The organism is Corynebacterium crudilactis (assembly GCF_001643015.1).
GTDB classification, from domain to species: domain Bacteria; phylum Actinomycetota; class Actinomycetes; order Mycobacteriales; family Mycobacteriaceae; genus Corynebacterium; species Corynebacterium crudilactis.
Genome location: NZ_CP015622.1, coordinates 2,311,338 through 2,335,856 on the forward strand (window position 1 = coordinate 2,311,338; position 24,519 = coordinate 2,335,856).

23 protein-coding genes are annotated in these 24,519 nt (G+C 47.0%); 8 read left to right on the plus strand and 15 right to left on the minus strand.

From position 1 onward, the window contains the following. Window positions 1-65: 65 nt before the first annotated feature. On the minus strand, window positions 66-539 hold the full coding sequence (locus tag ccrud_RS10775) for a ribose-5-phosphate isomerase (RefSeq protein WP_066567443.1): 474 nt from the start codon (window positions 537-539) through the stop codon (window positions 66-68). Between the two features lie 128 nt (window positions 540-667). Further along, the gene (locus ccrud_RS10780) at window positions 668-1,279 is read right to left on the minus strand and encodes a mycothiol-dependent nitroreductase Rv2466c family protein (protein WP_066567446.1); all 612 of its coding nucleotides are present in this window, start codon (window positions 1,277-1,279) and stop codon (window positions 668-670) included. A 115-nt stretch (window positions 1,280-1,394) separates the two neighbouring features. On the opposite strand from ccrud_RS10780, the gene pepN reads away from it, so the two are divergent. Beyond that, entirely contained in the window at window positions 1,395-3,998 is a 2,604-nt protein-coding gene (gene pepN / locus ccrud_RS10785; protein WP_066567449.1) for an aminopeptidase N, read from the plus strand. Here pepN and ccrud_RS10790 read toward each other — a convergent pair whose 3' ends face one another. Next, window positions 3,999-4,979, minus strand: coding sequence for a hypothetical protein (locus tag ccrud_RS10790; RefSeq protein ID WP_066567451.1), 981 nt, complete (start codon window positions 4,977-4,979; stop codon window positions 3,999-4,001). Window positions 4,980-5,233: 254 nt separating this feature from the next. On the opposite strand from ccrud_RS10790, the gene ccrud_RS10795 reads away from it, so the two are divergent. From ccrud_RS10795 to ccrud_RS10805, 3 genes are all read left to right on the plus strand, one after another. Then, a complete protein-coding gene (locus tag ccrud_RS10795; protein ID WP_066567454.1) occupies window positions 5,234-5,905 on the plus strand; it encodes a hypothetical protein in 672 nt (223 codons plus the stop codon). Window positions 5,906-5,997: 92 nt separating this feature from the next. Beyond that, window positions 5,998-6,480 (plus strand): hypothetical protein, encoded by a 483-nt coding sequence (locus tag ccrud_RS10800; RefSeq protein WP_157776021.1) that lies wholly within the window; start codon window positions 5,998-6,000, stop codon window positions 6,478-6,480. Further along, the gene (locus ccrud_RS10805) at window positions 6,477-6,659 is read left to right on the plus strand and encodes a hypothetical protein (protein WP_066567460.1); all 183 of its coding nucleotides are present in this window, start codon (window positions 6,477-6,479) and stop codon (window positions 6,657-6,659) included. Before ccrud_RS10800 ends, ccrud_RS10805 begins: the two co-directional genes overlap by 4 nt. 36 nt (window positions 6,660-6,695) lie before the next feature. Here ccrud_RS10805 and crtI read toward each other — a convergent pair whose 3' ends face one another. Continuing rightward, a complete protein-coding gene (crtI, locus tag ccrud_RS10810) occupies window positions 6,696-8,216 on the minus strand; it encodes a phytoene desaturase family protein (RefSeq protein WP_066567462.1) in 1,521 nt (506 codons plus the stop codon). Next, complete coding sequence (locus ccrud_RS10815; protein ID WP_074025513.1) at window positions 8,217-9,077, minus strand: phytoene/squalene synthase family protein; 861 nt, start codon at window positions 9,075-9,077, stop codon at window positions 8,217-8,219. A 351-nt stretch (window positions 9,078-9,428) separates the two neighbouring features. On the opposite strand from ccrud_RS10815, the gene hisD (ccrud_RS10820) reads away from it, so the two are divergent. The 4 genes from hisD (ccrud_RS10820) to ccrud_RS10835 are packed head-to-tail and all read left to right on the plus strand — an operon-like array spanning window position 9,429 to window position 13,944. Next, complete coding sequence (hisD, locus tag ccrud_RS10820) at window positions 9,429-10,739, plus strand: histidinol dehydrogenase (RefSeq protein ID WP_066567464.1); 1,311 nt, start codon at window positions 9,429-9,431, stop codon at window positions 10,737-10,739. Beyond that, window positions 10,732-11,502, plus strand: coding sequence for an SDR family NAD(P)-dependent oxidoreductase (locus ccrud_RS10825; RefSeq protein WP_066567466.1), 771 nt, complete (start codon window positions 10,732-10,734; stop codon window positions 11,500-11,502). Before hisD (ccrud_RS10820) ends, ccrud_RS10825 begins: the two co-directional genes overlap by 8 nt. Further along, entirely contained in the window at window positions 11,499-12,236 is a 738-nt protein-coding gene (locus ccrud_RS10830) for an HpcH/HpaI aldolase family protein (RefSeq protein WP_066567469.1), read from the plus strand. The genes ccrud_RS10825 and ccrud_RS10830 overlap by 4 nt, the downstream gene beginning before the upstream one ends. Window positions 12,237-12,258: 22 nt before the next feature. Continuing rightward, window positions 12,259-13,944, plus strand: coding sequence for a glycoside hydrolase family 13 protein (locus ccrud_RS10835; RefSeq protein WP_066567475.1), 1,686 nt, complete (start codon window positions 12,259-12,261; stop codon window positions 13,942-13,944). 4 nt (window positions 13,945-13,948) lie between these two features. On the opposite strand, the gene ccrud_RS10840 is transcribed toward ccrud_RS10835, so the two are convergent. From ccrud_RS10840 to hisD (ccrud_RS10885), 10 genes are all read right to left on the minus strand, one after another. Beyond that, window positions 13,949-14,932, minus strand: coding sequence for a LacI family DNA-binding transcriptional regulator (locus tag ccrud_RS10840; RefSeq protein WP_066567478.1), 984 nt, complete (start codon window positions 14,930-14,932; stop codon window positions 13,949-13,951). 189 nt (window positions 14,933-15,121) lie between these two features. After that, window positions 15,122-16,174 carry an ABC transporter ATP-binding protein gene (locus ccrud_RS10845; RefSeq protein WP_066567481.1) on the minus strand — a complete coding sequence of 351 codons (1,053 nt, stop codon included), beginning with the start codon at window positions 16,172-16,174 and terminating at the stop codon, window positions 15,122-15,124. Between the two features lie 36 nt (window positions 16,175-16,210). After that, the gene (locus ccrud_RS10850) at window positions 16,211-17,035 is read right to left on the minus strand and encodes a nitrilase-related carbon-nitrogen hydrolase (protein WP_066567485.1); all 825 of its coding nucleotides are present in this window, start codon (window positions 17,033-17,035) and stop codon (window positions 16,211-16,213) included. A 2-nt stretch (window positions 17,036-17,037) separates the two neighbouring features. Then, entirely contained in the window at window positions 17,038-18,174 is a 1,137-nt protein-coding gene (locus tag ccrud_RS10855) for a cupin domain-containing protein (protein ID WP_066567487.1), read from the minus strand. Window positions 18,175-18,225: 51 nt separating this feature from the next. After that, a complete protein-coding gene (locus ccrud_RS10860; protein ID WP_066567489.1) occupies window positions 18,226-19,242 on the minus strand; it encodes a nuclear transport factor 2 family protein in 1,017 nt (338 codons plus the stop codon). 13 nt (window positions 19,243-19,255) lie between these two features. After that, on the minus strand, window positions 19,256-19,936 hold the full coding sequence (locus ccrud_RS10865) for an alpha/beta fold hydrolase (protein WP_066567498.1): 681 nt from the start codon (window positions 19,934-19,936) through the stop codon (window positions 19,256-19,258). 9 nt (window positions 19,937-19,945) lie between these two features. Further along, the gene (locus ccrud_RS10870) at window positions 19,946-20,872 is read right to left on the minus strand and encodes a carbohydrate ABC transporter permease (protein WP_066567501.1); all 927 of its coding nucleotides are present in this window, start codon (window positions 20,870-20,872) and stop codon (window positions 19,946-19,948) included. Beyond that, complete coding sequence (locus ccrud_RS10875) at window positions 20,865-21,689, minus strand: carbohydrate ABC transporter permease (RefSeq protein WP_157776022.1); 825 nt, start codon at window positions 21,687-21,689, stop codon at window positions 20,865-20,867. The genes ccrud_RS10870 and ccrud_RS10875 overlap by 8 nt, the downstream gene beginning before the upstream one ends. Window positions 21,690-21,814: 125 nt before the next feature. Beyond that, entirely contained in the window at window positions 21,815-23,122 is a 1,308-nt protein-coding gene (locus ccrud_RS10880; RefSeq protein ID WP_066567507.1) for an ABC transporter substrate-binding protein, read from the minus strand. A 25-nt stretch (window positions 23,123-23,147) separates the two neighbouring features. Then, window positions 23,148-24,458 carry a histidinol dehydrogenase gene (gene hisD / locus ccrud_RS10885; protein ID WP_066567510.1) on the minus strand — a complete coding sequence of 437 codons (1,311 nt, stop codon included), beginning with the start codon at window positions 24,456-24,458 and terminating at the stop codon, window positions 23,148-23,150. Window positions 24,459-24,519: the final 61 nt, after the last annotated feature.

Genomic DNA, 24,519 nt, shown 5'->3' on the forward strand with positions numbered 1-24,519 from the left:
AATGCCAAAGAGGCGGTCAGATCTTCTGAAGAAGATCTGACCGCCTCTTTTTTAAAATGAATTATCTACTCGTTAGGAACCACAGGTGCAATACCGGTGCGCTCGTAATCAGCAAGGATATCGATGCGACGCTGGTGACGCTCCGCGTTGCTCCACTCCTGCTCGAGGAAAGCATCCACAATTGCGAGTGCTTCTTCGGTGGAGTGCATACGTCCGCCGATTCCGATGAGGTTTGCGTTGTTGTGCTCGCGAGCGAGGCGTGCAGTTTCAACGGACCAAGCAAGTGCACAACGTGCACCCTTGACCTTGTTTGCTGCAATTTGTTCACCGTTTCCGGATCCACCCAGAACAATTCCGAGTGAACCTGGATCATTGACGGTGCGGCTTGCTGCTTCGATGCAGAAAGCTGGGTAATCATCTTCTGCATCATAGGTGTGGGCTCCGCAATCGATCACTTCGTGGCCGTGGGCCTTCAAGTGCTCAGCGATAGCATTTTTAGTTTCGAAACCAGCGTGGTCTGCTCCAAGGTATACGCGCATGCAGAATAGTTTACTGTAGAGGTTTCTTAGCTGGTCGAAACCCAGACTTTTCCCCTCTTTAGGGGATACTCCACACCTCCAAAATTAAAAAACTGCCGAGGATCATCCTCGGCAATTAGGTCACAGGCCTAGTCGAACTGTGGGTCTTCGGTGCGTGAGCGCTTGATCTCGAAAAAGTGCGGGTAGCTGGCCAACTTGAAGGAGGCGTCGAAAAGCTCTCCGGCCTCTTCGCCGCGTGGAATGCGGGTGAGCACTGGGCCGAAGAAGGCGGTATCGCCGAGCTTAACCACTGGGGTGCCGACGTCATTGCCAACCTCGTCCATCGCGCTTTGGTGGAAGGCACGAAGTGCATCATCCCACTCGGTGCTGTCCGCAATCTCACCAAGTGCAGCATCCAAGCCAACTTCTTCCAAGGATTCTGCGATAACGTCCTGGAAAGAACTCTCGATTGGTCCACGACCATCATTGTGGATACGGGTGCCCATCGCGGTATAAAGATCACCCAGTTTGTCCGCGTGATCGGTGGCAACAGCTGCGAACACACGTGCAGGTCCCCATGCTGCCTTCATGCGAACTTCGTATGCCTCTGGGAGATCACGGCCATCATTGAGTACAGCCAAGCTCATTGGAACCCACTGGATTTCAATATCGCGGACTTGTTCTACTTCTTTGATCCACCTAGAGGTGACCCAGCAAAATGGGCAGGTGGTATCAAACCAGAAAGTTACTTTTTCAGCCATGTTTTTTCCTCTTTCAAAATGGTTTCTAGCAATCCACACTAGGCGCGAACTATCGTGGTGTCATTGCACACCTTAAATTGACTGTGCGCACCTCTTATATTTCAAGGAGCTTTTAATGACGTCAACAAATCTCACCCGGCAAGAAGCGCAGGATCGTTCGAAGTTGCTGAGTGTAGAAAATTATGACATTGCACTTGATCTCAACAATGGCGATGAGTTTTTTAGTTCCTCTACTGTTGTCAGTTTCACGGTCAAAGAAGCTGGAGATACCTTTATTGATCTTCGTGCCTCTAGTGTCGAAGAAGTTCGGCTGGATAATCAGTCCATCAAAGAACACGCACTGACCTTGAACGCACAGGGCTATGACGAGACCTCTGGCATTGCATTAAAAGGTCTGACTCCCGGCGCGCACACCCTGCGAGTAACTGCGACTATCCCCTACTCCCGTACAGGTGAGGGCCTACACCGCATGGTGGATCCAGCTGACAATGAGGTGTATCTGTACACCCAGTTGGAAACGGCAGATGCCAAACGACTATTTGCGTGTTTTGATCAGCCAGATCTCAAGGCTACCTACGATCTAAATATCAAAACTCCTAAGGGCTGGAAGATCATTTCCAATGCTGAACAGGCCGTATCTACTCAGCATGTGGATTACGATACCCATGTCTCTCGTGTGGATTACCCACTGTCGACCTATTTGATCGCAGTTTGTGCAGGCCGCTACCACGAGGTGCGTGAGGTCTGGAATGGTCAGTTAACCCACCATGCGGAAACTCCTCAGGATCAGCCAACCGAGCTCTCTGTTCCTCTTGGTCTTTACTGCCGCAGGTCTTTGGCCAAGGATCTTGACGCCGAGCGTCTGTTTGCTGAAACCAAGCAGGGCTTTGATTGGTTCCACCGTAACTTCGGTGTCGCCTATCCATTTGGCAAATATGATCAGATCTTCGTCCCTGAATTTAATGCCGGCGCGATGGAGAACGCGGGCGCCGTTACCATCCGCGATGAGTATGTTTTTGCGTCCAAGGCGACCCGCTACCGCTATGAGCGCCGTGCGGAAACCATCCTCCACGAACTCGCACACATGTGGTTTGGTGACTTGGTGACCATGCAGTGGTGGGATGATCTGTGGCTCAACGAGTCTTTCGCAACCTGGTCTGCGGCGATTTCCCAGAATGAAGAAACTGAATACAACACCGCGTGGGTAACCTTTGCCAATGTGGAAAAGTCCTGGGCGTATCAGCAGGATCAGCTCCCGTCCACTCACCCAGTGTTCTCTGATGGCTACGATATTGAAACTGTTGAGCAGAACTTCGACGGCATCACCTACGCCAAGGGCGCTTCTGTGCTCAAGCAGCTACAGGCTTATGTCGGCCGCGAGGAATTCCTCGCCGGTGTGCGCAGGCATTTTGCTAACCATGCCTGGGGCAACGCCAGCTTCGACGATCTGCTCGGCGCACTTGAGCAGGCGTCCGGCCGCGACTTGTCCGATTGGGCAAATCAGTGGCTCAAGACCACCGGCATCAACACCCTCGGCGCGCAGTTCACCACCGACAACGGCAAGTACACCTCTTTCGCAGTCACCCAGACCGGCGCCGCGCCGGGTGCAGGTGAGCTGCGAACTCACCGCATCGCGGTGGGTCTTTATAAGCTTATCGACGGATCCCTCGACCGCTTTGCACGCGTCGAAATTGACTGCAATGGCGCGTCGACAAGCGTAGAAGAGATCATTGGCCTCGAGCAGGCAGACTTCGTGCTGGTCAACGACGATGACCTGACCTATGCGCTGCTGGATCTGGATGAGGCTTCACGCAATTTTGTGATCGACAATATTGATAAGTTCAGCGATCCGATGCCACGTACTCTCGTATGGTCTGCTGCTTGGGAAATGGCACGCTCCGGCCAGATGAAGGCCCGTGATTTCATCGCATTGGTTGCCCGTGGCGCTGCTGCGGAAACTGAAATCGCTGTGCTGGAACGCATCCTCATGCAAGCAAGCTCTGCACTGAATAACTACGCTGACCCAGCGTGGACGCAGGCTACCGGAAATGATCTGCTTGCCAACGCATTCCTCGACGGTGCCCGCGGTGCTGAAGCAGATTCTGACACCCAATTGGCATTCATCCAAGCACTAGCAAAAATCACGCTCAATGATGCTGCCGCCGATTATTTCCGCGAGATCCTTGCCGGAAATATTGCAGGCCTGACAGTAGATCCTGATCTGCGTTGGTGGGCTCTGACTGCTCTAATTGCGCGTGGCGATATCGCTGCACCTGAGGAAGAAATCGCTACCGAGCTCGCCCGCGATAACTCCAACTCTTCCTACCTTGCATCTCTTCGCGCAGCAGCTGCAGTAAACGATGAAGCCACCAAGGCTGCGGTCTACAAGGAAATCACCGCACTGGACAGTGGATTGTCCAACCTTGAGTTACGCCACAAGATCGAGGGCCTCACGTTTACGGGTTCTTCCGAATTGATGCAGGCGTACAACGAGCAGTACTTCAGAATCCTCGACAATGTCTGGGCAACCTTCTCCGGCGAAATGTCTCAGCAGATCCTCCTCGGCCTCTTCCCTTCCTGGAATATCTCCACCGCAGGACTCGAACAAGCCGATCAGTTCCTCGAAGAGGATCATGTAGCTGGCATCAAGCGCATTGTTGCAGAATCCCGTGACCGCACCGCTCGTGCACTGCGCAACCGCGAGGCTGACGCTGCTTAATTAGTTCTGAGCACGGTGTGCCACTGTCAGGCACACCTCTGCGGTCCATTTACTGGTATTCGCCAGATAAGACCACAGCTGCTGATCTGACAAACCTGCTGGTAGATTAATTCGTGCTTCAGCAAAAATACCCCAGCGCGCACCATTTTCGATCTCTTCAGTAAACACGGTTACCAGCACGTGTTCCTTTGAATACAGGTTGCATAATCTAAGAAGCTGCTCCATATGCTTCTTAGATTTCACAACCATGCCGGTACCTGAAGAAACAGCCAAAGTTTGTCGGTCGCTGCCATCAGTGCCATCGGTCAACCAAGCGCTTACCCGTTGGCCCATGTACTGAAATTCTACGAACTTTTCTGTTTGCTTCAGCTCTTCTGCACCGATCGTTTCGTATTGCTGATAAATACGATCCAATGTGACAGCGGGGGTTGGCTCATCAAGCAGCCCAAAAGGGTTTCCTTCTACTAGTTGCTCCTCGGTAAAAGCAAAATCCACCGCAGGAGGCTCCGACATGGTGAATTCTGTGCGGGCCGGTGCAAACTTTGGCCAAATCTGCTCACACCAAGATACAAAGCTAGTAGCCACATCAGTCATGCAGTAATACACAAACTCAGCTGACTGTTCCCACGTTGCGCCAGCTCCAGAGAATAAAAACTCTCTTCCCCGCACCACCAAGCTCTTGGGATCTGCTTCATCGAGCACCACTTGAAGATCACGTGTTGGGCGGTTGAAATCATTGACAGCACGCAAATATTCTGTTTGTTTCTTCGCTGGCACATAGGCGTGCCACATAAAATCAGCAGTGACGCACAACGTGACTGCATCCAAATTGAAGTTCACTGTCAATCCAGGTCGGCGAACAATCAGTTCCATGCTCTTATCTGTAACTGCCATGTCGTGGTTATAACCTAAGGTCAGCAGCGCCATTTGTACAGGCTTCATCCGCATAGAGAGCAATGCATTATCAAGATTTTCAGTCATCGAAATACTACTTTCTTTGAATGTAAAAAATGCTTCCACTACAAGGCCTTATCAACCTTGAAATCAATCGCTTTTAACAATAAATTTTGCACAATTACCAGAGAATAACATTTGATATCTCTGCGTGTGAGGTGAGCAAAAGTATACATTCAGGTTCTTCCAGCCTCTCTATAGAAGAGGCCAGCAGAGCTTAATACTCTGGACTAGAATGCAGATCAATCACGTTTGTCTCCTTCTAGAAAGTGAATACTTCTATGCCTGCGATACCTGAAATCTTTGAAAGTGACCTGTTTCCGGAAATCAGTGGCACCAAAGAATTTCGCGGGCTAACTTATATTTTCTTTGATCAATTCACACTGCCTACCTCGGAACAATTGGAGCAGGTTCCCGGATGGTCTGTATTTACTTGGGGTTGGTGGAATGCTGAAACCGATTTGGACGATGCTGATCTAGAAGAGATCACTTTTGACGGGGACCGTCTATCACAGCTCTCAGAGATATCCTCTGCATCAGCATTGAATACTTTCAGCTTGACGGAGCAGGGACTTCCCAACGGTGAGCGTGAACCACAGCTCATCGAAAGCGCTGAAATCCTCACGGCAATTTTTGCAGAAGAAGGAACCTGGGGTCTTGTGGCGATCAGCTGCCCCAACTGGCAAGTTCCAGCAGCATGCGAATGGCTTGGCTGCATGAATATCGCTGAACCACATGAAATGGCACTAGCGCTAAAAGCTTGGCAAACAGGTTGGGGTGTTGAAGCACTCGCTTTTGGCGGCGAAGAAGACGATGCCGATCTGCTCTTGCGTATCCCTGATGAGCATGCAGATAATGCAGAGCTGATTAATGCCTTTGCGGTAGCTGCTGATCAGGTGAGGACTTTCAAGCATGAGGATCTAGGTCTCTTGGCTAGTCTTTGGTTCGACTAGATTATCTTTACTAAAATTAATGTCCTCCATATGTATCGAGAGACAAAGAGAATATCTTGCCTTAACCTCAAACTATGAGATACCGAGGTTTCATGATTCTTCTTGTCTCCGTTGTACTCATCGGGCTCATGATATGGGGAGGATATAACGGCTTTCTTCGAGAGTTCTTCTTATGGGCAGCTCCTTTAGCACCTTTTAGCACTGCTTTTGTAGCTATCATCGCTGGAATAATCGCTTGGGAAACCTATAAGCATCGAAGAATCGCTGATAATAGGGCTGAATGGTGGCGTCGCACACAATATGCAATCGACTTGGTCACTGCTGATGATGATCGAATCGGACGCAATACAGGTCTAGCTTTACTTGCGCTTTTAGCAAAGGATCCAGATCCTACAGACCGTGATCTTAAGTTAATTAAAGAAATAACTAACAACTTAATAAATGAAATCTTGTTAAGAGAAGAAAACCAAACAGATAAAGAAGATGAAACTCTTTCGCTGAAACCTTCTAGTGCCCTAGCAAAAATCTTGTCTATACTGAAACCACGGAAGAAAGTTAGGAGACACACGGTATGAAGCTTAAGCATCCAGTCCCTCAAAAACCGCTGAAGCTGCGCTCTCGAGATAATCAAATCGTTCATGTGTCTGATCCCCGCGACCGAGCTTTTCTCGAACAAGCTGATGAGCTGATTATAAAGATCGACGAGCTGTTAGAGGATAGAAAGTCAAAGAAACGCACAAAGTTTTTTAAATAACAGAGAGTTTCTCGTGAGGAGAGTCTCCCTGATGATTTATATCTGAGTCGGTCCGACGCTCTTATCGCCGTGTAACCGCTTCAGTACGTTTTCTGCAGAGATCAAACACATCGGAACACCGACTCCAGGGACAGTCGTGGCACCGGCGTAATACAAGCCATCTACTTTGCGGGATTTGTTAGATCCTCTGAAAAATGCAGACTGTGCCAAAGTGTGTGAAGGCCCAATTGAGCCGCCACTCCACGAGTTGTAACGATCGGCGAAATCAGCAGGGCCGATGGTGCGTTGTGCCACGATGCGCTCTTGGAAATCATCAATTCCAGCCCAGCGCCCAATTTGGTCTATCGCTGCAGCTGCAATGCGCCCGACCAGTTCTGATTCCTCGCCGTAGGCAGAGCCATGTCCGATGGAGGTATCTGCTGGAACGGGAACCAGGATGAAGAGATTCTCGTGCCCGTCTGGGGCGACATCTGTATCGGTTGCTGAGGTTTTGGAAATGTAGATGGATTCAGAGGCAGGGAAATCGGCGTGGAAGCCCTCGAACACTGTGCGGAAATCATCATCCCAGTCGGAAGAAAACAGCAGAGTGTGATGCAGCAGCTCCGGCAATTCCCCCTTCACACCCGCCAATACCAGCACGGTACTTAAGCCCGGTTGTTTGTGCTGCCAGGTCTTCTCTGGTTTTGTGCGCAGCGCTGCGGGTAAAAGTTGCGTTTCCGTGTGGTGCTGATCAGCGCAGCTAACCACAATATCGGCATCGATGAACTCAGATCCCACCTGCACACCGGTGGCGTTTCGGCCATTGGTGGTGATCGCGGTGACGGGAGTGCCGAGGTGAAGGACGGCGTCGTCGATAAGCGAAATTAAGGCCTTAATGAAGGCGGTGAAACCGCCGCGTGGATAGTGGACGCCCTGGACCAGATCGGTGTGGCTCATAAGGTGATACAGCGCCGGAGTGGTTGAGGGGTCTGAGGAGAGGAAAACCGCAGGGTAGCTCAGGATTTGGCGGAGTTTTGCATCGCGGAATTGGGCATTGACTTTAACTTTGAGCGAGGTAGATAAACTCGCTAGAAGTTGTGGCAACAGGCGCAGTACTCCGGGGGAAAGATATGGGATGAAATTGGTAAAATTGGTGTACAAAAAACCATCGACTGCAAGGTTATAGACCTTCGTGGCAGAGTCAATATAAGCGCGTAATTTAGCGCCAGCACCAGGTTCACGGGATTCAAAAAGTTCCGCCATGACATCAATATCGGAGATGACATCAACGCGTTCATTATGTTCATCAATCACGCGGTACGCAGGCTCTAAAGGCACGAGATCAAGATGCTCCTCAATAGTGGTGCCGCACAGCTGGAAAAAGTGGGACATCGCATCGGGCATCAAATACCAGCTGGGGCCTGTATCCCAGCGAAAACCGTCCAGTTCAATAGTTCCGGCGCGGCCACCCAACTGCTCATTTTGCTCAACTAAATGTACCTCATAGCCATCACGCAGGAGCAGCGCGGTGGTGGCAAGGCCGGCAACTCCGCCACCGATAACCACGGCTTTTTTCATTTAAAAAAACACTTCTTTCACCATTGCTTTAGCAGCCAGACCAGCCTTTTTCGCAGGCGATACACTAATGCGCCCAGCTTTGAGTTCTTCCATTGAAGCGGACTCTAGCCCATTCACCAAACAGTCATAAAGATCCGTCGCAGTGCGCACACCAGCACGTGCGCCCAGGGGAAGCAGCTGGATACTTGCACGCGCGGCGGTGAGATCTGAGCGAATATCCGCGATGAGATTTGCTTTGGATTCGTGGGTGAACGCTGGCAGATAGTCGCGGCCTAGGTCTTCATTGTCTTCGGCTAAATCCCTTAAGAAATTCACCTTTTGGAAAGCCGCACCCAGACGTTTTGCTCCCTGTTCCATGGTGGCGCGTTCTTGTGGCGTTGCGACAGAATCCTGCAAGAAAATGCTCAAACACATCAGCCCAATAACCTCTGCCGAGCCATAAATGTACTCATCTAGCTGGGTGGGATCATAGGAAGTCTGATAGAGATCACGGCGCATGGACTCAAAAAAAGCCACAATATGTGCTCGGTTGAACATGCATTTTCGGGCAGTATTGCCGAAAGCGTGAATAATTGGGTCGGTATGAAATGGGGTATCTAGGCTACAGAGCACCTGTTGTTCATAGTTATCCAAAATCTCTGCCACTTGAACCGTAGTGCAGCCGGCAGCAGCAGCCGCCCCATCGACCACTTCATCTGCTACTCGCACCATGCCATACAGCGCCTCGATATCGCGGCGAATCTTCGGCGATAACAGCCTAGATGCCAGCGTGAAACTGGTGGAATAACTAGCGATTACCGTGGCCGTCGCCTTTGAGCTCATCGCATCAAAAACGCCCAAAAAATCTTGCTGATCAGCCACACTCGCCTCCTTCACACAGAAACTTTACCGCGCTAAATCAAGAAAACCGAAAGAGCTGCTTTTCGACGCCTCCCCCTAGCTTTTTAGCAAGCGCCGCAGCGCTCAAGATTCGAATAATCACGTTGTACAAATAATTTATCTACCCAATAATTGACAGCGTATGCATTATAGGGAAATTATCTACCTCCAAGATCCGGCTCTGAAAACTTTTAAGAAACAACAAATATTCCCTGCATTTACGTAACTTTCCACCAAATGTAACCAATTTCCCCAATCACCCTTTCCAAAGTTCGTGATCTGAGTTACACTCAAAATCGTACTAATGCATACGTATTCACAAATGGAGGAAAATTGAAAATACTAAAATCTGGACAAAGTAAATCATTCTCTGACACTAACCAGTCAAGCGTTGCAGAAACCGTCAAAAATGCACTAGATAATGTACGCACCTCAGGCGACGAAGCTGTCCGCCAACTCTCAAATCAATTTGATAACTGGAGTCCGGCCGATTTTCGACTAAGCCCAGAACAAATCCAAGACTGCTTCGACAAAATCGATCCTCAGACATTGGCAGATATTAAATTTGCGCAAGATAATATTTCAAGGTTTGCCACAGAACAGTTAAAGACCCTGCAGCCACTCGAAGTTGAAAGCCAACCAGGAGTCTTTCTAGGACATCGCCACATTCCAGTTTCCGCGTCCGGCGCGTACATCCCAGGAGGTCGATACCCAATGCTCGCCTCAGCGCACATGACAATTCTCACAGCAAAAGTTGCAGGCGTAAAACGTGTCGTAGCTTGTACCCCACCAATCAATGGAGAAATCCCCGTAGCCACTGTTGTTGCAGCAAGTCTTGCCGGAGCCGATGAGATTTACATCCTGGGAGGCGTACAGGCTATCGCTGCCATGTCCATTGGCACAGAGACAATTGCACCCGTAAATATGATCGCAGGTCCTGGAAATGCCTTTGTGGCTGAGGCAAAGCGACAAATGTACGGTGAAATCGGTATTGATCTATTCGCAGGACCAACCGAAGTTCTTATCGTTGCCGATTCAACGGCTGATCCACTTTTAATCGCAGTGGATCTTCTTTCCCAAGCAGAACATGGCCCTGAATCACCAGCAATCCTCGTTACCACGGACGAAAGTGTTGCGAATGCCGTGATGAAGAATATCGAACAAATCTTGCCAAACATGAGCACCGGAGAAGTAGCCAAAAAGGCTTGGGAAGACTTTGGTCAGATCATCTTGTGCGAAAGCTCCGAAGAGCTCTGGGCCATTGCAGATGATCTAGCCTCCGAGCATGTACAAATCTTTACCGCGCAGCCTCGTGAAGCCCTAGAAAAAATGAACAATTACGGGGCATTATTCCTTGGCCAGAACACCTGCGTGGCCTATGGCGACAAAGTAATTGGAACCAACCACGTTCTTCCAACACTAGGAGCTGCCCGCTATTCCGGTGGCCTATGGGTTGGCAAATTCCTCAAAACCTGCACCTACCAAGAAGTACGAGACCCTATCGCTTCTGGTGAACTAGGACGTGTTTGTGGACGAGCATCAAGAGCTGAAAATTTTGAAGGACATGGCCGATCTGGCGATATTAGAGCAGCCCGTGCTCTAGGAGATCAATTTGAATGGATCGAGGAGCTCGCCGATGTCTAAGGCTCCATCCGACTTATACCCAGGTGCTGTACTTATCACTGGCGGAGGAAGCGGACTTGGACTTGAGATTGCTAGAACCCTGGTCCAAGACTCACGTCCTGTCATAATCACTGGTCGAGATGTAAAAAAACTAGAACAGGCAGCTCAAAGTTTAGGCCCACTCTGTACCTACTCAATCTGTGATGCTTCAGATGAAAAATCCGTGCAACAGTTAGGACAAGACCTTGCTGGAACACCCATTTCGGTCCTAATTAATAATGCTGGTGTCGGAGGTCCAGTTAAACCTTTGATAGAACTTTCTACCGCAGAATGGGACGAGGTCTTCGATATTAATGTTAAAGGTACGTTCCTCATGTGTAGAGAATTCGCACCACAGATGGTTAAAAGGAAGAATGGGTTCATTTTAAATGTGGCATCTGTAACCGGAAAACGCCCACTAGAAAACAGAACCCCCTATGCGTCTTCCAAAATGGCTGTATTAGGGCTAACCACTACGTTGGCCTTTGAACTCAGTAAAGATCAAGTAATGGTTAATTCATTATCCCCGGGGCCAATAGTTTCCGAGAGAATGACCAGAAATTTTCGCAACGAAGCAGAACTTTCAGGACGAACAGCCACTGAAGTTGAACAAGAATTTGTCTCTCGTGCTGCACTTAAACGAATGGTGACGCTCGAAGAAACTGCGCAAGCAGCAGCTGCCCTGTTGTCTATCCCTGGTCTAACAGGTTCAGACTTCGATTTCTCAGGAGGAATGATCGCATGATTCTCAATAAATCACTTCGACAGAAAATTAAAAACGGTCAGCAAGTAACTGGAGTGCTGATTCGAATTCCAAATGAGGAACTCGTAGAAATTGCGGCATGCAGTGGCTTTGATTTCATCCTGATAGACGGAGAACACGGAGCAAACGATGCCGTTGCTCTCCGGCAACATATTGCTTCAGCAGCAATATTTGGCGTAGAAACGCTAGTACGAGTTGGCGCAGGTGATCAAAGTTCGGTACTTAGAGCTACTGATGCAGGAGCCGCCGGCATCGTCATTCCTCATGTCGATTCTGCAGAAGAAGCCGAACAAGCGGTCCAATGGTCAAAATACAGGCCAACTGGAAATCGAGGATTTGCCTTATACAGTCGCGCAGCATCTTATGGAAAAATTTCAGCCGCGGAACACATAAGACAGACCGCTGAATCCATGTTGCTTTTCGTCATGCTCGAATCCCCTACTGCTGCATCGAGATCTGCGGAGATCTTGGGAGTAAACGGGGTGGACGGTTTCATGATCGGAACATCAGATCTTGGGGCTTCGACCGAACCATCAGATCCAAGCGTTTCAGAATCTGTCCAGACAATTCATAACAATGGTCTTTCCACGGATGCACTTCGAATGGACATTGTTAATAACTTTGAACAAGCAAAAAACTCTCGAGAAAATGGTGCCAATGTTGTCGTGTACAACACCACCGCAGTCTTGATGGATCTGTTCAATAAACTCAAATAATTTTGATGAAAAGGCCACTGCTATGAATGCCCACAATAACAAAACACACTGGTGGGAAACTGCCACCATCTACCAAATTTATCCTCGTTCATTTAATGATTCGAATGATGATGGCATTGGAGACCTCAATGGAATTCGTGAGAGAATCCCCTATCTCAAAAATCTAGGTATAGATGCGGTGTGGCTTAGTCCCTTTTATAAGAGCCCAGGTGCCGATGCAGGATACGATGTATCCGATTACCTAAGCATCGATAAAGCCGCAGGAGATTTCCCGGAATTCGATGCTTTAGTATCTGAACTTCACAACAATGATCTCAAAATCATCATTGATATCGTTCCCAATCACTGCTCCATTGAGCATGAGTTGTTTCTTAAAGCTTTAGCATCCGCACCTGGATCAGCGGAGCGAGAACTATTCCATTTTCGAGATGGAACTGGCGAAAATGGAGAACTTCCACCAAATAACTGGAAGTCCCATTTCGGAGGAAATGCCTGGACCCAGATTACAAACCCAAATGGGGAACCAGATCAATGGTATTTACATTTATTTGACCCCGGCCAGCCCGACTTCAACTGGGATAATCCCGCAGTAGAACAATATTTCCTCGATGTCCTTGAATTCTGGCTAGAACGGGGAGTAGATGGATTCCGAGTCGATGTAGCTCACCTGCTCTCTAAGGATCCACTCCTCCCCAATTGGGACGGCCCTGCAAATGGAAAACAACACCCCGACTTCCCCACCCAAGACTCTCCCATGTTTGGTCGAGACGAAGTACACAACATTTTTAGATCGTGGAGGGAACTTCTCGATAAATACTCCTCTGACACAGGCACTGAAAAAATGATGTGCGGCGAAGTATGTGTTCAGCCTTTAAGCTGGCAGGCGCAATGGGCTCGCCCCGATGAAATGCATACTGTCTTTAATTTCTCACTACTTGAAATCGGCTTTGACTCTGAAGCATGGGCAACAACTATCAGTAATTCCCTCGAGGCTTTCAACGCAGTTGGAGCTCCAACAACATGGGTACTAAATAACCACGATGTGGCTAGATCCACAACTCGCCTCGGCTATTCAGAGGGCTACCCAAAACCTGGAGATGGCGTCGGACCAGATGATCCACAACCAGATATTGAAAAAGGACTAAGACGAGCATGCGCCGCAGTTTCCACACTCTTCGCGCTTCCCGGCTCTGTTTATATTTATCAAGGAGAAGAACTAGGACTTCCCGACCACACGACACTTTCCGCACAATTTCGAAACGATCCTACGTATTTTAGAACAGCAGGAAAACGTATAGGACGAGATGGCTGCCGCATTCCGCTACCGTGGAATTCCACAGAGAAAAACTTTGGCTTCAGCGATGCAGACTCTACATGGCTCCCACAACCAGCTGAGTTTGATACCTACTCAGCAAATCTGCAAGAGAGGGATCAAGATTCCACTCTTCAGCTCTACAAACTGTTAATAAAGACTCGCAAGAATCTAAATCTAGGGTCTTCAACATTGCGCATGATCGATCACAATGTTTCTCCGAGAATCTTGGCTTTTACAATTGGTGAAACCACAGTTGTGATGAATACAGATGACAGGCCAATCAATATCTCGGAACTGACACAAGAGAAACAGCTAATTCTTGCATCAATTCCCGAGGCTTTGGTAAATGAGCATTGGCTTGCAGCAGAATCAACAGTTTGGCTATCTGTTTAAATATCTACGGCAGTGACTTCCTAGTGACATAGTAACTAGGAAGTTCTACTGTTTTGAAGTCTGCCTCGGGATTTTCAATCCGCTCGAAAAGTAAGTCCACAGCAACTGCGGCTAATTTTTCAAGGTCAAAGCCGACTGTCGAAAGCGAAAAAATTGGCCATTTAGCTTCAGGAAGATCATCAAAACCCACAAGTGCAACATCTTCAGGAACTTTGATGTCATAAACGTGAGCCGCATTGATAGCACCCATCGCAACAACATCATTTGCACAAAAAATAACATCTGGGGGAACCTCACGAGACATGAGCTCCTGGAATCCCTCAAGTCCGGCTGGAATTGAAAAATCTCCATTGACTCTGTAATCAAAGGGGACAAAAATCTCATTCTGCGCGAGTAACTCAAAAAATATATTTGCTCTTAAAGTACCTGTTGTTGCGTTTTTAGGGCCGAGAATTGCCCCCACTCGTTTATATCCATTTCGTTTAATCGCATTTACTAGATCTTGCATGCCATCAGTTAAATCAATTACAGCCGCATCAGCAGGAACAGCTGGCGCAATACGGTTAAAATAGACAAAAGGAATATTTTTTTCTCGGAGCTTATACGGAATAACCGAGTCGGTTGTCGTTGTCGCAAGGATAACTCCATCCAACCCGAGAGAAATAATCCTATTCGGAATATCTGACGTACTTTGGTTATCTGCCAACAACACGACCTCGTGTTGATGTTCATCTACGCGATCAACAACTGGGCCAATCAACCTATGATAAAACTCATTGGAAAGATCTGTTACTAAAAGTCCGATACGGTTTGTCCGACCTGATGACAATGCTCGACCTGCCAGATTCGGTACATACCCAAGAGTTTTTGCGGCATCCGCTACTAATGTACGGGTTCTTTCTGAGACTTTGGAATCTCCTCGCAATGCTCTCGAAACGGTCGATTGCGACACCCCCGCTAATCTCGCTACATCAAAACTATTTACCATTTTCCCACTGTATTCTCTTACGTGTAACAGAAGTTAGTTACAAACCAAGAAACTGCTCCAAGGTCTAAACCTCAGAGCATCTCTATGTCATCACATGTTTTAACAATTTCAGCTAAATAGTGACGGATCCTTCTCATTTGTTACGTTGCAGACATGTAATCACGCTTACAACGTAACAAAGCACTAGCACTACTTTAAACGGACTCCACTTTCACCATCAAAAAACAATGCCCGATCTTTATCAAAAGAAAAGTGCACTTTCGACCCTTTTTCAGGAAGATTATTCTGATCGCCTCGCACTACTAATGGAAAACCAAGTCCAGTGGTGCAATAAAGATAATCGTCTGCGCCAAGTTCCTCAATCATGTCAACTGTGGCTTCAATACCCTCTGTTGACATGGAAAGATGCTCAGGGCGAATGCCTACAGTAACGCTCTTTCCTGCGTTCTCAGGGACAACAATTGGATTGCCGCCCAAAAGAACTTCTTTGTTTTCATTTACTTCTTTAGTAAACAAATTCATCGAAGGTGACCCAATAAAACCTGCGACGAAAGCATTAACTGGGTTCTCGTACAGTTCTCGCGGAGGCGCACATTGTTGCAACTCTCCTTCACGAAGCACTGCAACCCGGTCCCCCATTGTCATTGCTTCCACTTGATCATGGGTCACATAGACCGTGGTAGTTGCCAAACGCCGTTGCAATCGAGCAATTTCTGTTCTGGTTTGAACTCGAAGCTTCGCGTCCAAGTTTGAAAGTGGCTCATCCATGAGAAAAACTTGAGGAGCTCGGACGATAGCTCGACCCATCGCTACGCGCTGCCGCTGTCCGCCGGATAGAGCCTTTGGTTTCCTATCCAGGAACTGTGTGAGATCCAGTAATCGTGCTGCTTCTTCCACCCGTTCCTTGATTTCAGACTTTGCTACTTTCGCCATTTTCAGTGCAAAGCCCATGTTTTCAGCAACCGTCATATGCGGATACAACGCATAATTTTGAAAAACCATAGCCGCATCTCGGTCTTTTGGCGGAATAGTAGTGACGTCTTTCCCTCCAATCATGATCCGTCCTGAGCTAACTTCCTCTAGTCCAGCCAACATGCGAAGCGTAGTTGATTTACCGCAACCTGACGGCCCAACAAGAACGAGGAATTCACCGTCCTCAATCTCTAAATTAATTTGGTTTACGCTTGGTTTCTTAGCACCTGGATAAATAAGGCTAACGTTTTCATAAGTAATGCTTGCCATGTCATTTCCTTTCAAATTATTCGTTGGTTAAAAGAATTATTTCTCAAAATATAGATCTACTCGGCGATCCAAAAAAGCATCATTATCTGGCGATATTCTCGAATTGGAATTCACTTCGACATCAGCCACCCATATCTCAGGCACCGATGGGGTTTTAATGTGTGGACCAGACAACGGATACCCATCCTTACCGATAATTATGCTTCCGCCGATCCAGTCGGTACCTCGTTCTTCACCGCACCGATCAGCGATGACAATCGGCAATCTATACTCTGCGGCATGGGCCATTGCTTTAAATATCTCAATAGGCCAGCTATCACTCGGCCGAGGATTTTTCGGCCAATTTACCGGAGCAGTCAAAACTTCTGCCCCCATTTCTGCTGCGATTCTGACAACTTCTGGAAATTCAATGTCATAACAAATCGCAACAGATATTTTCCCTACGCTAGTAGTAAAAATTGTCGGTAAATGATTTCCCTGCTCGAAAAATTGCTTCTCGGTGTTCCACAGATGCGTCTTCCGATATGTTCCCAGAAGGTGTCCATTGTCGAGGATGATCGCTGAGGAAAAAAGCACACCTTCTTCAGAAATCTCTGAAATTCCAGATACCAATACGATCTGAAATTCACGAGACATTTCTTGCAAAAATGTAGTCCACTTTCCAGGGATAACTTCCGACCTTCGTGTAGCTTCAGCCTGATCAGCAAAACAATATCCAGATGTTGCAAGCTCCGGTAGGACAATAAGCGAGGCTCCAGCATCAGCAGCGGCTTTCACGCTACTAATCATGCTGGCACGAATGCTCTCTGGATTATCAATATCAATGTCAATCTGGCACGAAGCTACTCGAATTGTGTTCACTGTTATCGAAGCCCTGCTGCCTCAAGCACACTGACAGGTGCAACATAATCATTCGGATCAAGAGCAAATCCTGCTTCATGCGCAGCATTGATCACTTCTTCATGCCAGTCAATCTTGACTCTATTATCTCCTGCAGAGACAACAAACAATTCGCCTTCAGTATCTGAGATGCACCTGAATTGTCTCCAAGATCCTTCTGGAATTGAGATGGCATCGCGTGAAGATAACGTAACTACTTGCTTGTCATCACCATCATTAATGGTGATCTTCCAAGTACCAGACTTAATAGTGATTGTTTGTGGTACCTCAATTTTATGTCGGAGGATACCTTCACCAGAGTTCGCAACAATCCATGCCGCAGAGAAAGAATGTGGCTCATGGATTGGTGGAACCTGGCGACGATTTTCAGTCAACCCATACCCAATAACTAGAGCTAATTTCGCACGCCCTCCGGGGAGAGATGAGCACAAAAATGCTTTATCAAAATACACTCGATCTTCTCTAGTTATCACACGCTTACGGAAATCATCCTCGGAGAATACTTCCAGGGATTCCAGCTGTGCTTGGGAGAGCGGACGAATCAAATTCTCGGAGGACGGAATTGGATCTCCTGCTTCTGTATCAACCAATAGATTTTCCCTGGTTAGATGCAGCCCATACCCTTCAGCATCTTGGAGAACCTGAGGTCCCCAAATAATTCCACCAGTATCGTCTCGTCCAAGTGCCGTATACAAAATTCCATCGTCAGGACCGATGTTAGTGAAACCACGAAAGATCCAGGTAGGAACAGTAATTACGTCTCCATCTTGAGAGATGTAATTACCTTGTTCACCATTAGGCCCCCAGCGAAGTTGAAACTCCCCTTCAAAGTTAACAAACACTTCAGCAGTAAAGTGTAAATGCAAACTATTTGAGACTCCATTGGGCATTCCGGCCGCGCCTAGTTGAAAGCCATGCGCTGATGAGACATTCACAAACTGATCTGAGCTTTGAGAAACGCCTGGACCAACGAAGGAGTAATTGTCTTTTTGATCAGATCCTGGGGTTTTGCAGTCAATAAATGCTGCTTTACACGGTACCCAGTCACTGAATGTAATCACCCTTGAGCTGAGTTCTTCTTTAGATACGATTTTTGTCATGATAGCTCTCTTTCAAATCTTTGAATGCTTGTTTTCTACTTGCGTTCTGGCTTAGTAAAGATTCTCAAATTTGTATTCACCATCTCCTCGTGTTGCTTCGATTTGGGCCAAAACTCCAACCCAATCAAAAACCCTGACTTCCCGGATGATCTTCTGATCATGAATCTGGAATTGAGAAACACCGAGGATCTCAATATCTTGGCCTGAAAGTTCGCCAAAGATATCTACACCCGAGTAGTTTCCTTTTAGTTTCCAAGCAACTGCTACTCGCAGACCTCCATACCGGGTCTCGAAGTTTGCTTGAACATCTCTTACTTCAAATTCACATCCAGGAAAACCACTCACTAGATGAAGAAGGTCTTCTTGATATGCTTTCGGCCTAACAACGGTTTTGTCTCCAACCGAATGCAAAATTACGTCGCGATCGAAGTACTTCGACATACTCTTGAAATTTCTTCGAGACCATACATTTTTGATCATCTCTAAAACCATTTGGCATTCTTCGGGATAATCATTTTCTCGAGGGCCCGAATCACCAACAGAAAGCACATCACTGGGTGCATGATCTTTGAAACTCCCTGAGTACCCGACATATGGAAGTTGTTCAGCTGCAACTGCAGGGTCGATTCCCAGCTGAAGGCAATTCGCAAGAGAATCTCGAACAACCCATTCTTCTACCATGCGGCCTTCTCGGTAAAGACAATTGGCAATAGTGCGACTTCTCGTGATCTTGAGCCCTTCTGGGGTAGGAACATGATCGATCCCCAGTACTAGGTGGGAACTTAGAAATGCATTATCGTTTCGGGCTTCCCAAATAACATCTTCTGCAAGTCCAATATGATCTGGGACTTTCGCAATGCGCATTGTTGTCCCCTGAACCACCTGCTCAACACCAATTGCAGTTCCTCCAGGACCATGAACAATAGAGTCCGGTTCATAATTCTCATAGATATGCTCGATATCTCGTTCGACCCAAATACGGTCGGTAACTTCACGGATAAACTCATCAGGATTTGCATATGGTGCATATGCAATCTCTTTGATATTTAGTGGATTGTCCATTGGCATGACGGTTGAACTCCTAGTTCTGTATTAATTGGGTAATCGCATGATTAACAGTTTCAGGCGATTCAATCGGAATTAAATGGCCAGAATTTTCTGCCATTACTAGTTGTGCATTGGGTATCAATGATGCAATTTCTTCATGGTTTGACACCGGACACATAGCATCTTCTCCCCCTGCAATCACAATGGTCGGTGCACCTATTTTCCGCAGTTCAGAGCGCTGATCTACCCTAGTAGCCTGCGTAAGTAATTGGTTTTCCAGGACTTTCGGTTTTAGATCTGCAGCTGATTTCAATGCTTGATTAACCATGTTCGGATCTTGTTGTCCGACATCTGAAAGCAACAAATGAAGTAGTCCTTCTTGAACGGATTCAGGAGAGGTTCCGTCCTTTACTTCTTGACGCGTTGTTCTCCAATTACTTAACTGCTTCGAAGTTGGTCCTTTAGCGTTCGTAGCTAGAAGCATAAGACCAGCAACTCTGTCAGTTTCAGAAGCAATTCTCATTGCTAAATTAGCCCCAAGGCTTAATCCACCGAGATAAAATTTTTCCGGTAAGACTTGCAAAAACATCTCAATATTGTCTTCTATTGAGTTCGCTTCAGGGGTCAAGATGATTGCATCTGAGGGGAGACTGCACGAATGCCACATTCTGGGGGAAAGGTTCATTCCTGAGATAAAAACCATTGGAATAGTCATTTTGAGCTTCTACCCCTTAACTGATCCAGAAGATAGACCTGCAACCAAGTACTTTTGCGCCAAGAAAGCAATTGCAACAACTGGTAGCGTCAATAAAATTGTTGCGGCTCCAGCCTGTTGAAGCATCGGCAGAGTTTGCCCCAATTGCGTTGCGATAAATACTGGAACAGTCTTTGACTCCACATCGGTCAAGATGACTGCTGCAAAATACTCTTGGAATGCAAAGAGGAAAATGAAGATTCCTGCTGTCAAGATTCCTGGTCCCATGATGGGTAGCATTACTCTTCGCAAAGTTTGGAATCTGTTGCATCCATCCATCAATGCAGCTTCATCTAGTTCTTTTGGAATCTCAGCAAAGAAATTTCGCAAGAGCCAAATACTAAAAGGTTGATTGATAGCGATCAGTGCTGCTGAAATAGCCCAGACTGAATCATAAATTCCAAGCTGTTTTGTTACTTCATATAATGGCAACACAACGGCAGGCCTGGGTAGAGCACGAAATATTAGAGCCATCACTAGCAATGCAGCGGAGACCCAGCCAGGAAATCTAGATAACGCATACGCAGCAGGAATACCAATTACTAACGCTACGACTGTGCAAATAAATGCAATAACCGTTGTGTTTAATAAGTATTTGTAAAAAAGTGTTCCCTGCCAGAGCGAGATAAAGGCCTGAGCCGTTGGCTCGTATATAAATACTGGAGGGTTTGCAAATGCCACATTCAGAGGTTTGGTGACTGCCAGGATCGTCCAGATAAATGGGGCCAGACAAAACAGACAAACCAAAAACATTGCGAGTGCAATTAGCGTTCCACGCCAACCGAACTTAATCTTTCGTTTTTGAGGAAGATAACTTTGCTTTGAACTTTCAAATTCAGAATCAGGAGCTTCTGATAGCCGCTGAGCACCTGTCGTTTGAGCAGTTGGATTATTCACGTCCACTCGCCTCCTTTAGAACGCCCCGAATAGATGGGTAAAGCAGAACCAAAATCACGATGATCGACAAGATATTCACAGCGCTTCCCAGCCCAAGCTGTGGTGAACCTTCTCTAAACGCAATATTGAATACGTAAAGCATTACTGATTCATTTCCAATTTGCGCTGCAGCAGGTGACAACGGAATCAACTGGTCAAACACTCGGAAAATATCCATGATCAAGATCAGGAGGACAAATCCCATGATCCCTCTGATACTCGGGATAATGATGTTCCAGTGGCGTTGAAATAGGTTAGCTCCATCCATTGTTCCCGCCTCGATGATTTCTTTTGGAACTCCTTGAAGCCCAGCCAAGATCATTAAAATTGCGAAAGGCAGCATAGACCAGACAATATTTGACATCAATAGAATTCGATTGGGCCAAACATCTGTGAACCAAAGAATTTGCTGGTCGCTAACCAAACTAATGAGATAATTAACCACTCCACCAAAGTTGGAGTCGAACAGCCAGGAGTAGGCCGCAGATCCTACTACTGAGGGAATAACGTATGGGATTAATAGCACTCCCAGAACAATTGGCCGAGGCCAAGTAAGCCGGTTCACCATGACTGCAAGCACATACGCGAGAACCACAATGACTGCTGTCGTGGTAATCGTAAGCCCAGTTGTAAAAACAAGAGCGCTCAAGAATCGATCATCTGTTAATGCACGAGAATAGTTATCTAGTCCAACCCACGTTCCTGGTGAGCCATAACTAACTTCCTCAAAGCTCCAACGTATTGTTTTATAAAGTGGGACTATTAAAAGTCCGATCATGATTACGAGACTTGGACCCATTAGAATCCAAAATTCTCTACGCTTCACATCGCTCACCCATTCTTTGTTGGCGTTTCATCGAAGTTTGTTCGCAACGGATGGAGCCCCATTCCGTCAGTCGAGCATTAGTACTTCTCCATCACGCCTTCAGCGATCTGTTGCATTTCAGCCATTCCTGGGTCAACCTGCTTTTGACCAGAGATAATCTGCGCCAGAACATTGATAGTCTCATTACTCATATCTGCTGCCCATGGAACGATCTGAGGTTCCGGTGCACCTGAAATGCTCTCTTCCACGGCAACTGCGTAGGGCATGTTTTCTGAATTTGCAATACCTTCGCGAGCTGGATAAGCCGCAGGGATTGATTCTTTTGAGGCCTCTTCTGAAACTGATGCTCCAATTAGGTTGAACAATAGATCGGGATCAAGTTTGGTATTTTTGGGGATTGACCATCCGTCAATAGAAACTTGCGAATAGAGTTTTCCTCCCGCTTCTACTGAAGGAGGGGCGCTGAAAGCAAACTGTTCACTCAAATTGGTTTGATTAGTATCCAATAGATCAACCATTCGGCCAGAGAACATGATCGCCATAGCTGCTTGTCCATTAAATAGCTGCTGTTGAACCTTTGGCTGATCAAAAGTTAGGACTTGCGGATCCATGTACTGAGTAAGAGATTTCAGAGACTCCAAGGCAACCTTTGATTCTGGAGAGTCAAAGTTTGGCCGACCAGTACTTTCATCTACATATTGCTTTCCTAATGATCCCAAAGCTGCAATGTAGGCCGTTCCCAAATCGCTAGAAGACAAAAATGGCAGGGCAAGCGGATACTGCATTTTTCCAGATTCTTGGATTGCCTGTGCGCTTTCTTCCATTTCAGCAAAGGTTGTTGGAACTTCCAGACCCAATTCGTCAAATACATCTTGGCGATAGACAAATGTGAATGCTTGAGCTTGCATTGGGACAGCCAAAAGCTGTCCATCATAGCTCATTCGCTCCATGAGATCGCTGCTGATCTGATCAAGGGTGTATTGATCTGAGTACTCCTCAAAAAGGTCATTCAGCGGAAGAACTTTATCTTGTTCTGCCAACCCCGGAAGGATAAATCCATATGTTTCAATAAGGTCATAGGTTCCGTTGTCTGTACCGAGCGTTGCCTGAGTTCTTTGAACCTGGCCTGCGAAGTCAATTGGCTCATGTCGAACTTCAAGATTATCTTTTGTACAGCTACTGACCATAGAATTCGTGAATGGATCAATTGCCGATGAGTTATAGGCAAGCACATTCACGGTTGTCTTCTGCTCCGGGTTTTCGAAGTCACAAGCAGCTACAGCAGAATTACTACTTGATGTTTGACTACCAGCTCCGCAGGCAGTCAGAAAAACTGAGGTAGCTAGAACTGAAGCTGCAACCCCTAAAACTTTTTTGATAGACATTTTTACACCCTTCAATAGTTTTTATTTAGAGTCGATCGAGTCGGAGTTGTGCACTGTCTCGGTGCGCTGGCATTCTTTCAAAATCAGAAATCGTGACAACTGGCTCCGCCTGTGCTCGAGTCGATTCTTTATCCGCCCGTTGATATGTCAGTTGTTTCAAAAACCCTAGAACTGACAAACCTTCAGTGAAACGTGCTCCCCTTGCGGTCGGGAGGACATGGTTCGTACCTGACATTCCCTTATCTGCATAAGCAACTGTTGACCATGGGCCCAAGAACAAAGATCCATAACAGGTAAGGTTGTCTAGCCACCAATCAAGATCTTCTGCAAGAATCTCTAGATGTTCTGGAGCTAAGATATCCATTGCAATAACAGCTGATTCTCTATTTTCAACAACATAAATAGAGCCAAAATCACGCCATGCAGCACTTGCAATTTCTCGTGTATCAAGCTTATTTAATTGACGATCAATCTCGATGAGCACCTCTCTTGCGAGCTTCTCATCAGTTGAGATCAGGCAAGCCGGAGATTGTGGTCCATGCTCCGCCTGAGCTAGGAGATCAGACGCAACCATCTCAGCGTCCGCGGTGCCATCAGCAAGAACAGCCACCTCTGATGGGCCTGCTAAAACATCGATTCCAACGTTTCCATAAAGCTGGCGTTTAGCTTCGGCTACATATGCGTTTCCTGCTCCCACAAGCATGTCGGATGGAGTGCCATCCAAAAGGCCAAAAGCCATTGATGCCAATGCTTGTACGCCTCCGACTGCAAAAATTTCTTCAGCACCCGAAATGTGTGCAGAATAAAGAACCGCCGGATGTGGTCGACCATTCGCGGATGGTGGAGTGCATGAAACAATGTTCTTCACGCCTGCAGCCTTAGCTACTCCCACAGTCATAAAAGGGCTAGCTAAAAGTGGAAAGCGTCCTGCTGGTAGGTATGCTCCGACATTGTTTACTGGAATGTACTTCTGTCCACAGATCACTCCGGGAATTACTTCATCTTCAAAATCTAGTAAACGTGCCCGCTGCATCTCTGCAAAAGTCTTGGTGCGTTCCGCTCCCGCCTGAAGTGCAATTTTTAAGTCTTCTGGAAGGTGAGATTCTGCCTGCTTAATTTCTTTCGCCGAAATCTTAATATCTCCATTGAAGCCATCGAGATCTCGGGAATATTGGAGCACTGCATCCATGCCATTTTGTTCAATATTCAAAAGCATGGACGAAACTGTCTCGATTACTTTTGGATTATTTTGCTCAGCCACATCTTCAACTGGTGGCTCCTTGACTACCAATAGGCGCCCAGGGATTCGGGCTTTATCTTTTTCCGTTAAGTGCATACGTAGAGACTATGTGTCTCAAGACACATTTGGAATAGATGACCCCTTTCGTTACATAAAT

Bases quoted from the DNA above. Each gene is read 5' to 3' on its own strand.
- ccrud_RS10805 (WP_066567460.1), top strand. From the start codon at position 6,477: ATGAAGCTTAAGCATCCAGTCCCTCAAAAACCGCTGAAGCTGCGCTCT.
- ccrud_RS10875 (WP_157776022.1), bottom strand. From the start codon at position 21,689: ATGATCGGACTTTTAATAGTCCCACTTTATAAAACAATACGTTGGAGC.
- ccrud_RS10880 (WP_066567507.1), bottom strand. From the start codon at position 23,122: ATGTCTATCAAAAAAGTTTTAGGGGTTGCAGCTTCAGTTCTAGCTACC.
- ccrud_RS10795 (WP_066567454.1), top strand. From the start codon at position 5,234: ATGCCTGCGATACCTGAAATCTTTGAAAGTGACCTGTTTCCGGAAATC.
- ccrud_RS10790 (WP_066567451.1), bottom strand. From the start codon at position 4,979: ATGACTGAAAATCTTGATAATGCATTGCTCTCTATGCGGATGAAGCCT.
- ccrud_RS10835 (WP_066567475.1), top strand. From the start codon at position 12,259: ATGAATGCCCACAATAACAAAACACACTGGTGGGAAACTGCCACCATC.
- ccrud_RS10865 (WP_066567498.1), bottom strand. From the start codon at position 19,936: ATGACTATTCCAATGGTTTTTATCTCAGGAATGAACCTTTCCCCCAGA.
- hisD (WP_066567510.1), bottom strand. From the start codon at position 24,458: ATGCACTTAACGGAAAAAGATAAAGCCCGAATCCCTGGGCGCCTATTG.
- crtI (WP_066567462.1), bottom strand. From the start codon at position 8,216: ATGAAAAAAGCCGTGGTTATCGGTGGCGGAGTTGCCGGCCTTGCCACC.
- ccrud_RS10800 (WP_157776021.1), top strand. From the start codon at position 5,998: ATGATTCTTCTTGTCTCCGTTGTACTCATCGGGCTCATGATATGGGGA.
- ccrud_RS10855 (WP_066567487.1), bottom strand. From the start codon at position 18,174: ATGACAAAAATCGTATCTAAAGAAGAACTCAGCTCAAGGGTGATTACA.
- ccrud_RS10830 (WP_066567469.1), top strand. From the start codon at position 11,499: ATGATTCTCAATAAATCACTTCGACAGAAAATTAAAAACGGTCAGCAA.
- ccrud_RS10775 (WP_066567443.1), bottom strand. From the start codon at position 539: ATGCGCGTATACCTTGGAGCAGACCACGCTGGTTTCGAAACTAAAAAT.
- pepN (WP_066567449.1), top strand. From the start codon at position 1,395: ATGACGTCAACAAATCTCACCCGGCAAGAAGCGCAGGATCGTTCGAAG.
- ccrud_RS10825 (WP_066567466.1), top strand. From the start codon at position 10,732: ATGTCTAAGGCTCCATCCGACTTATACCCAGGTGCTGTACTTATCACT.
- ccrud_RS10845 (WP_066567481.1), bottom strand. From the start codon at position 16,174: ATGGCAAGCATTACTTATGAAAACGTTAGCCTTATTTATCCAGGTGCT.
- ccrud_RS10780 (WP_066567446.1), bottom strand. From the start codon at position 1,279: ATGGCTGAAAAAGTAACTTTCTGGTTTGATACCACCTGCCCATTTTGC.
- ccrud_RS10840 (WP_066567478.1), bottom strand. From the start codon at position 14,932: ATGGTAAATAGTTTTGATGTAGCGAGATTAGCGGGGGTGTCGCAATCG.
- ccrud_RS10860 (WP_066567489.1), bottom strand. From the start codon at position 19,242: ATGCCAATGGACAATCCACTAAATATCAAAGAGATTGCATATGCACCA.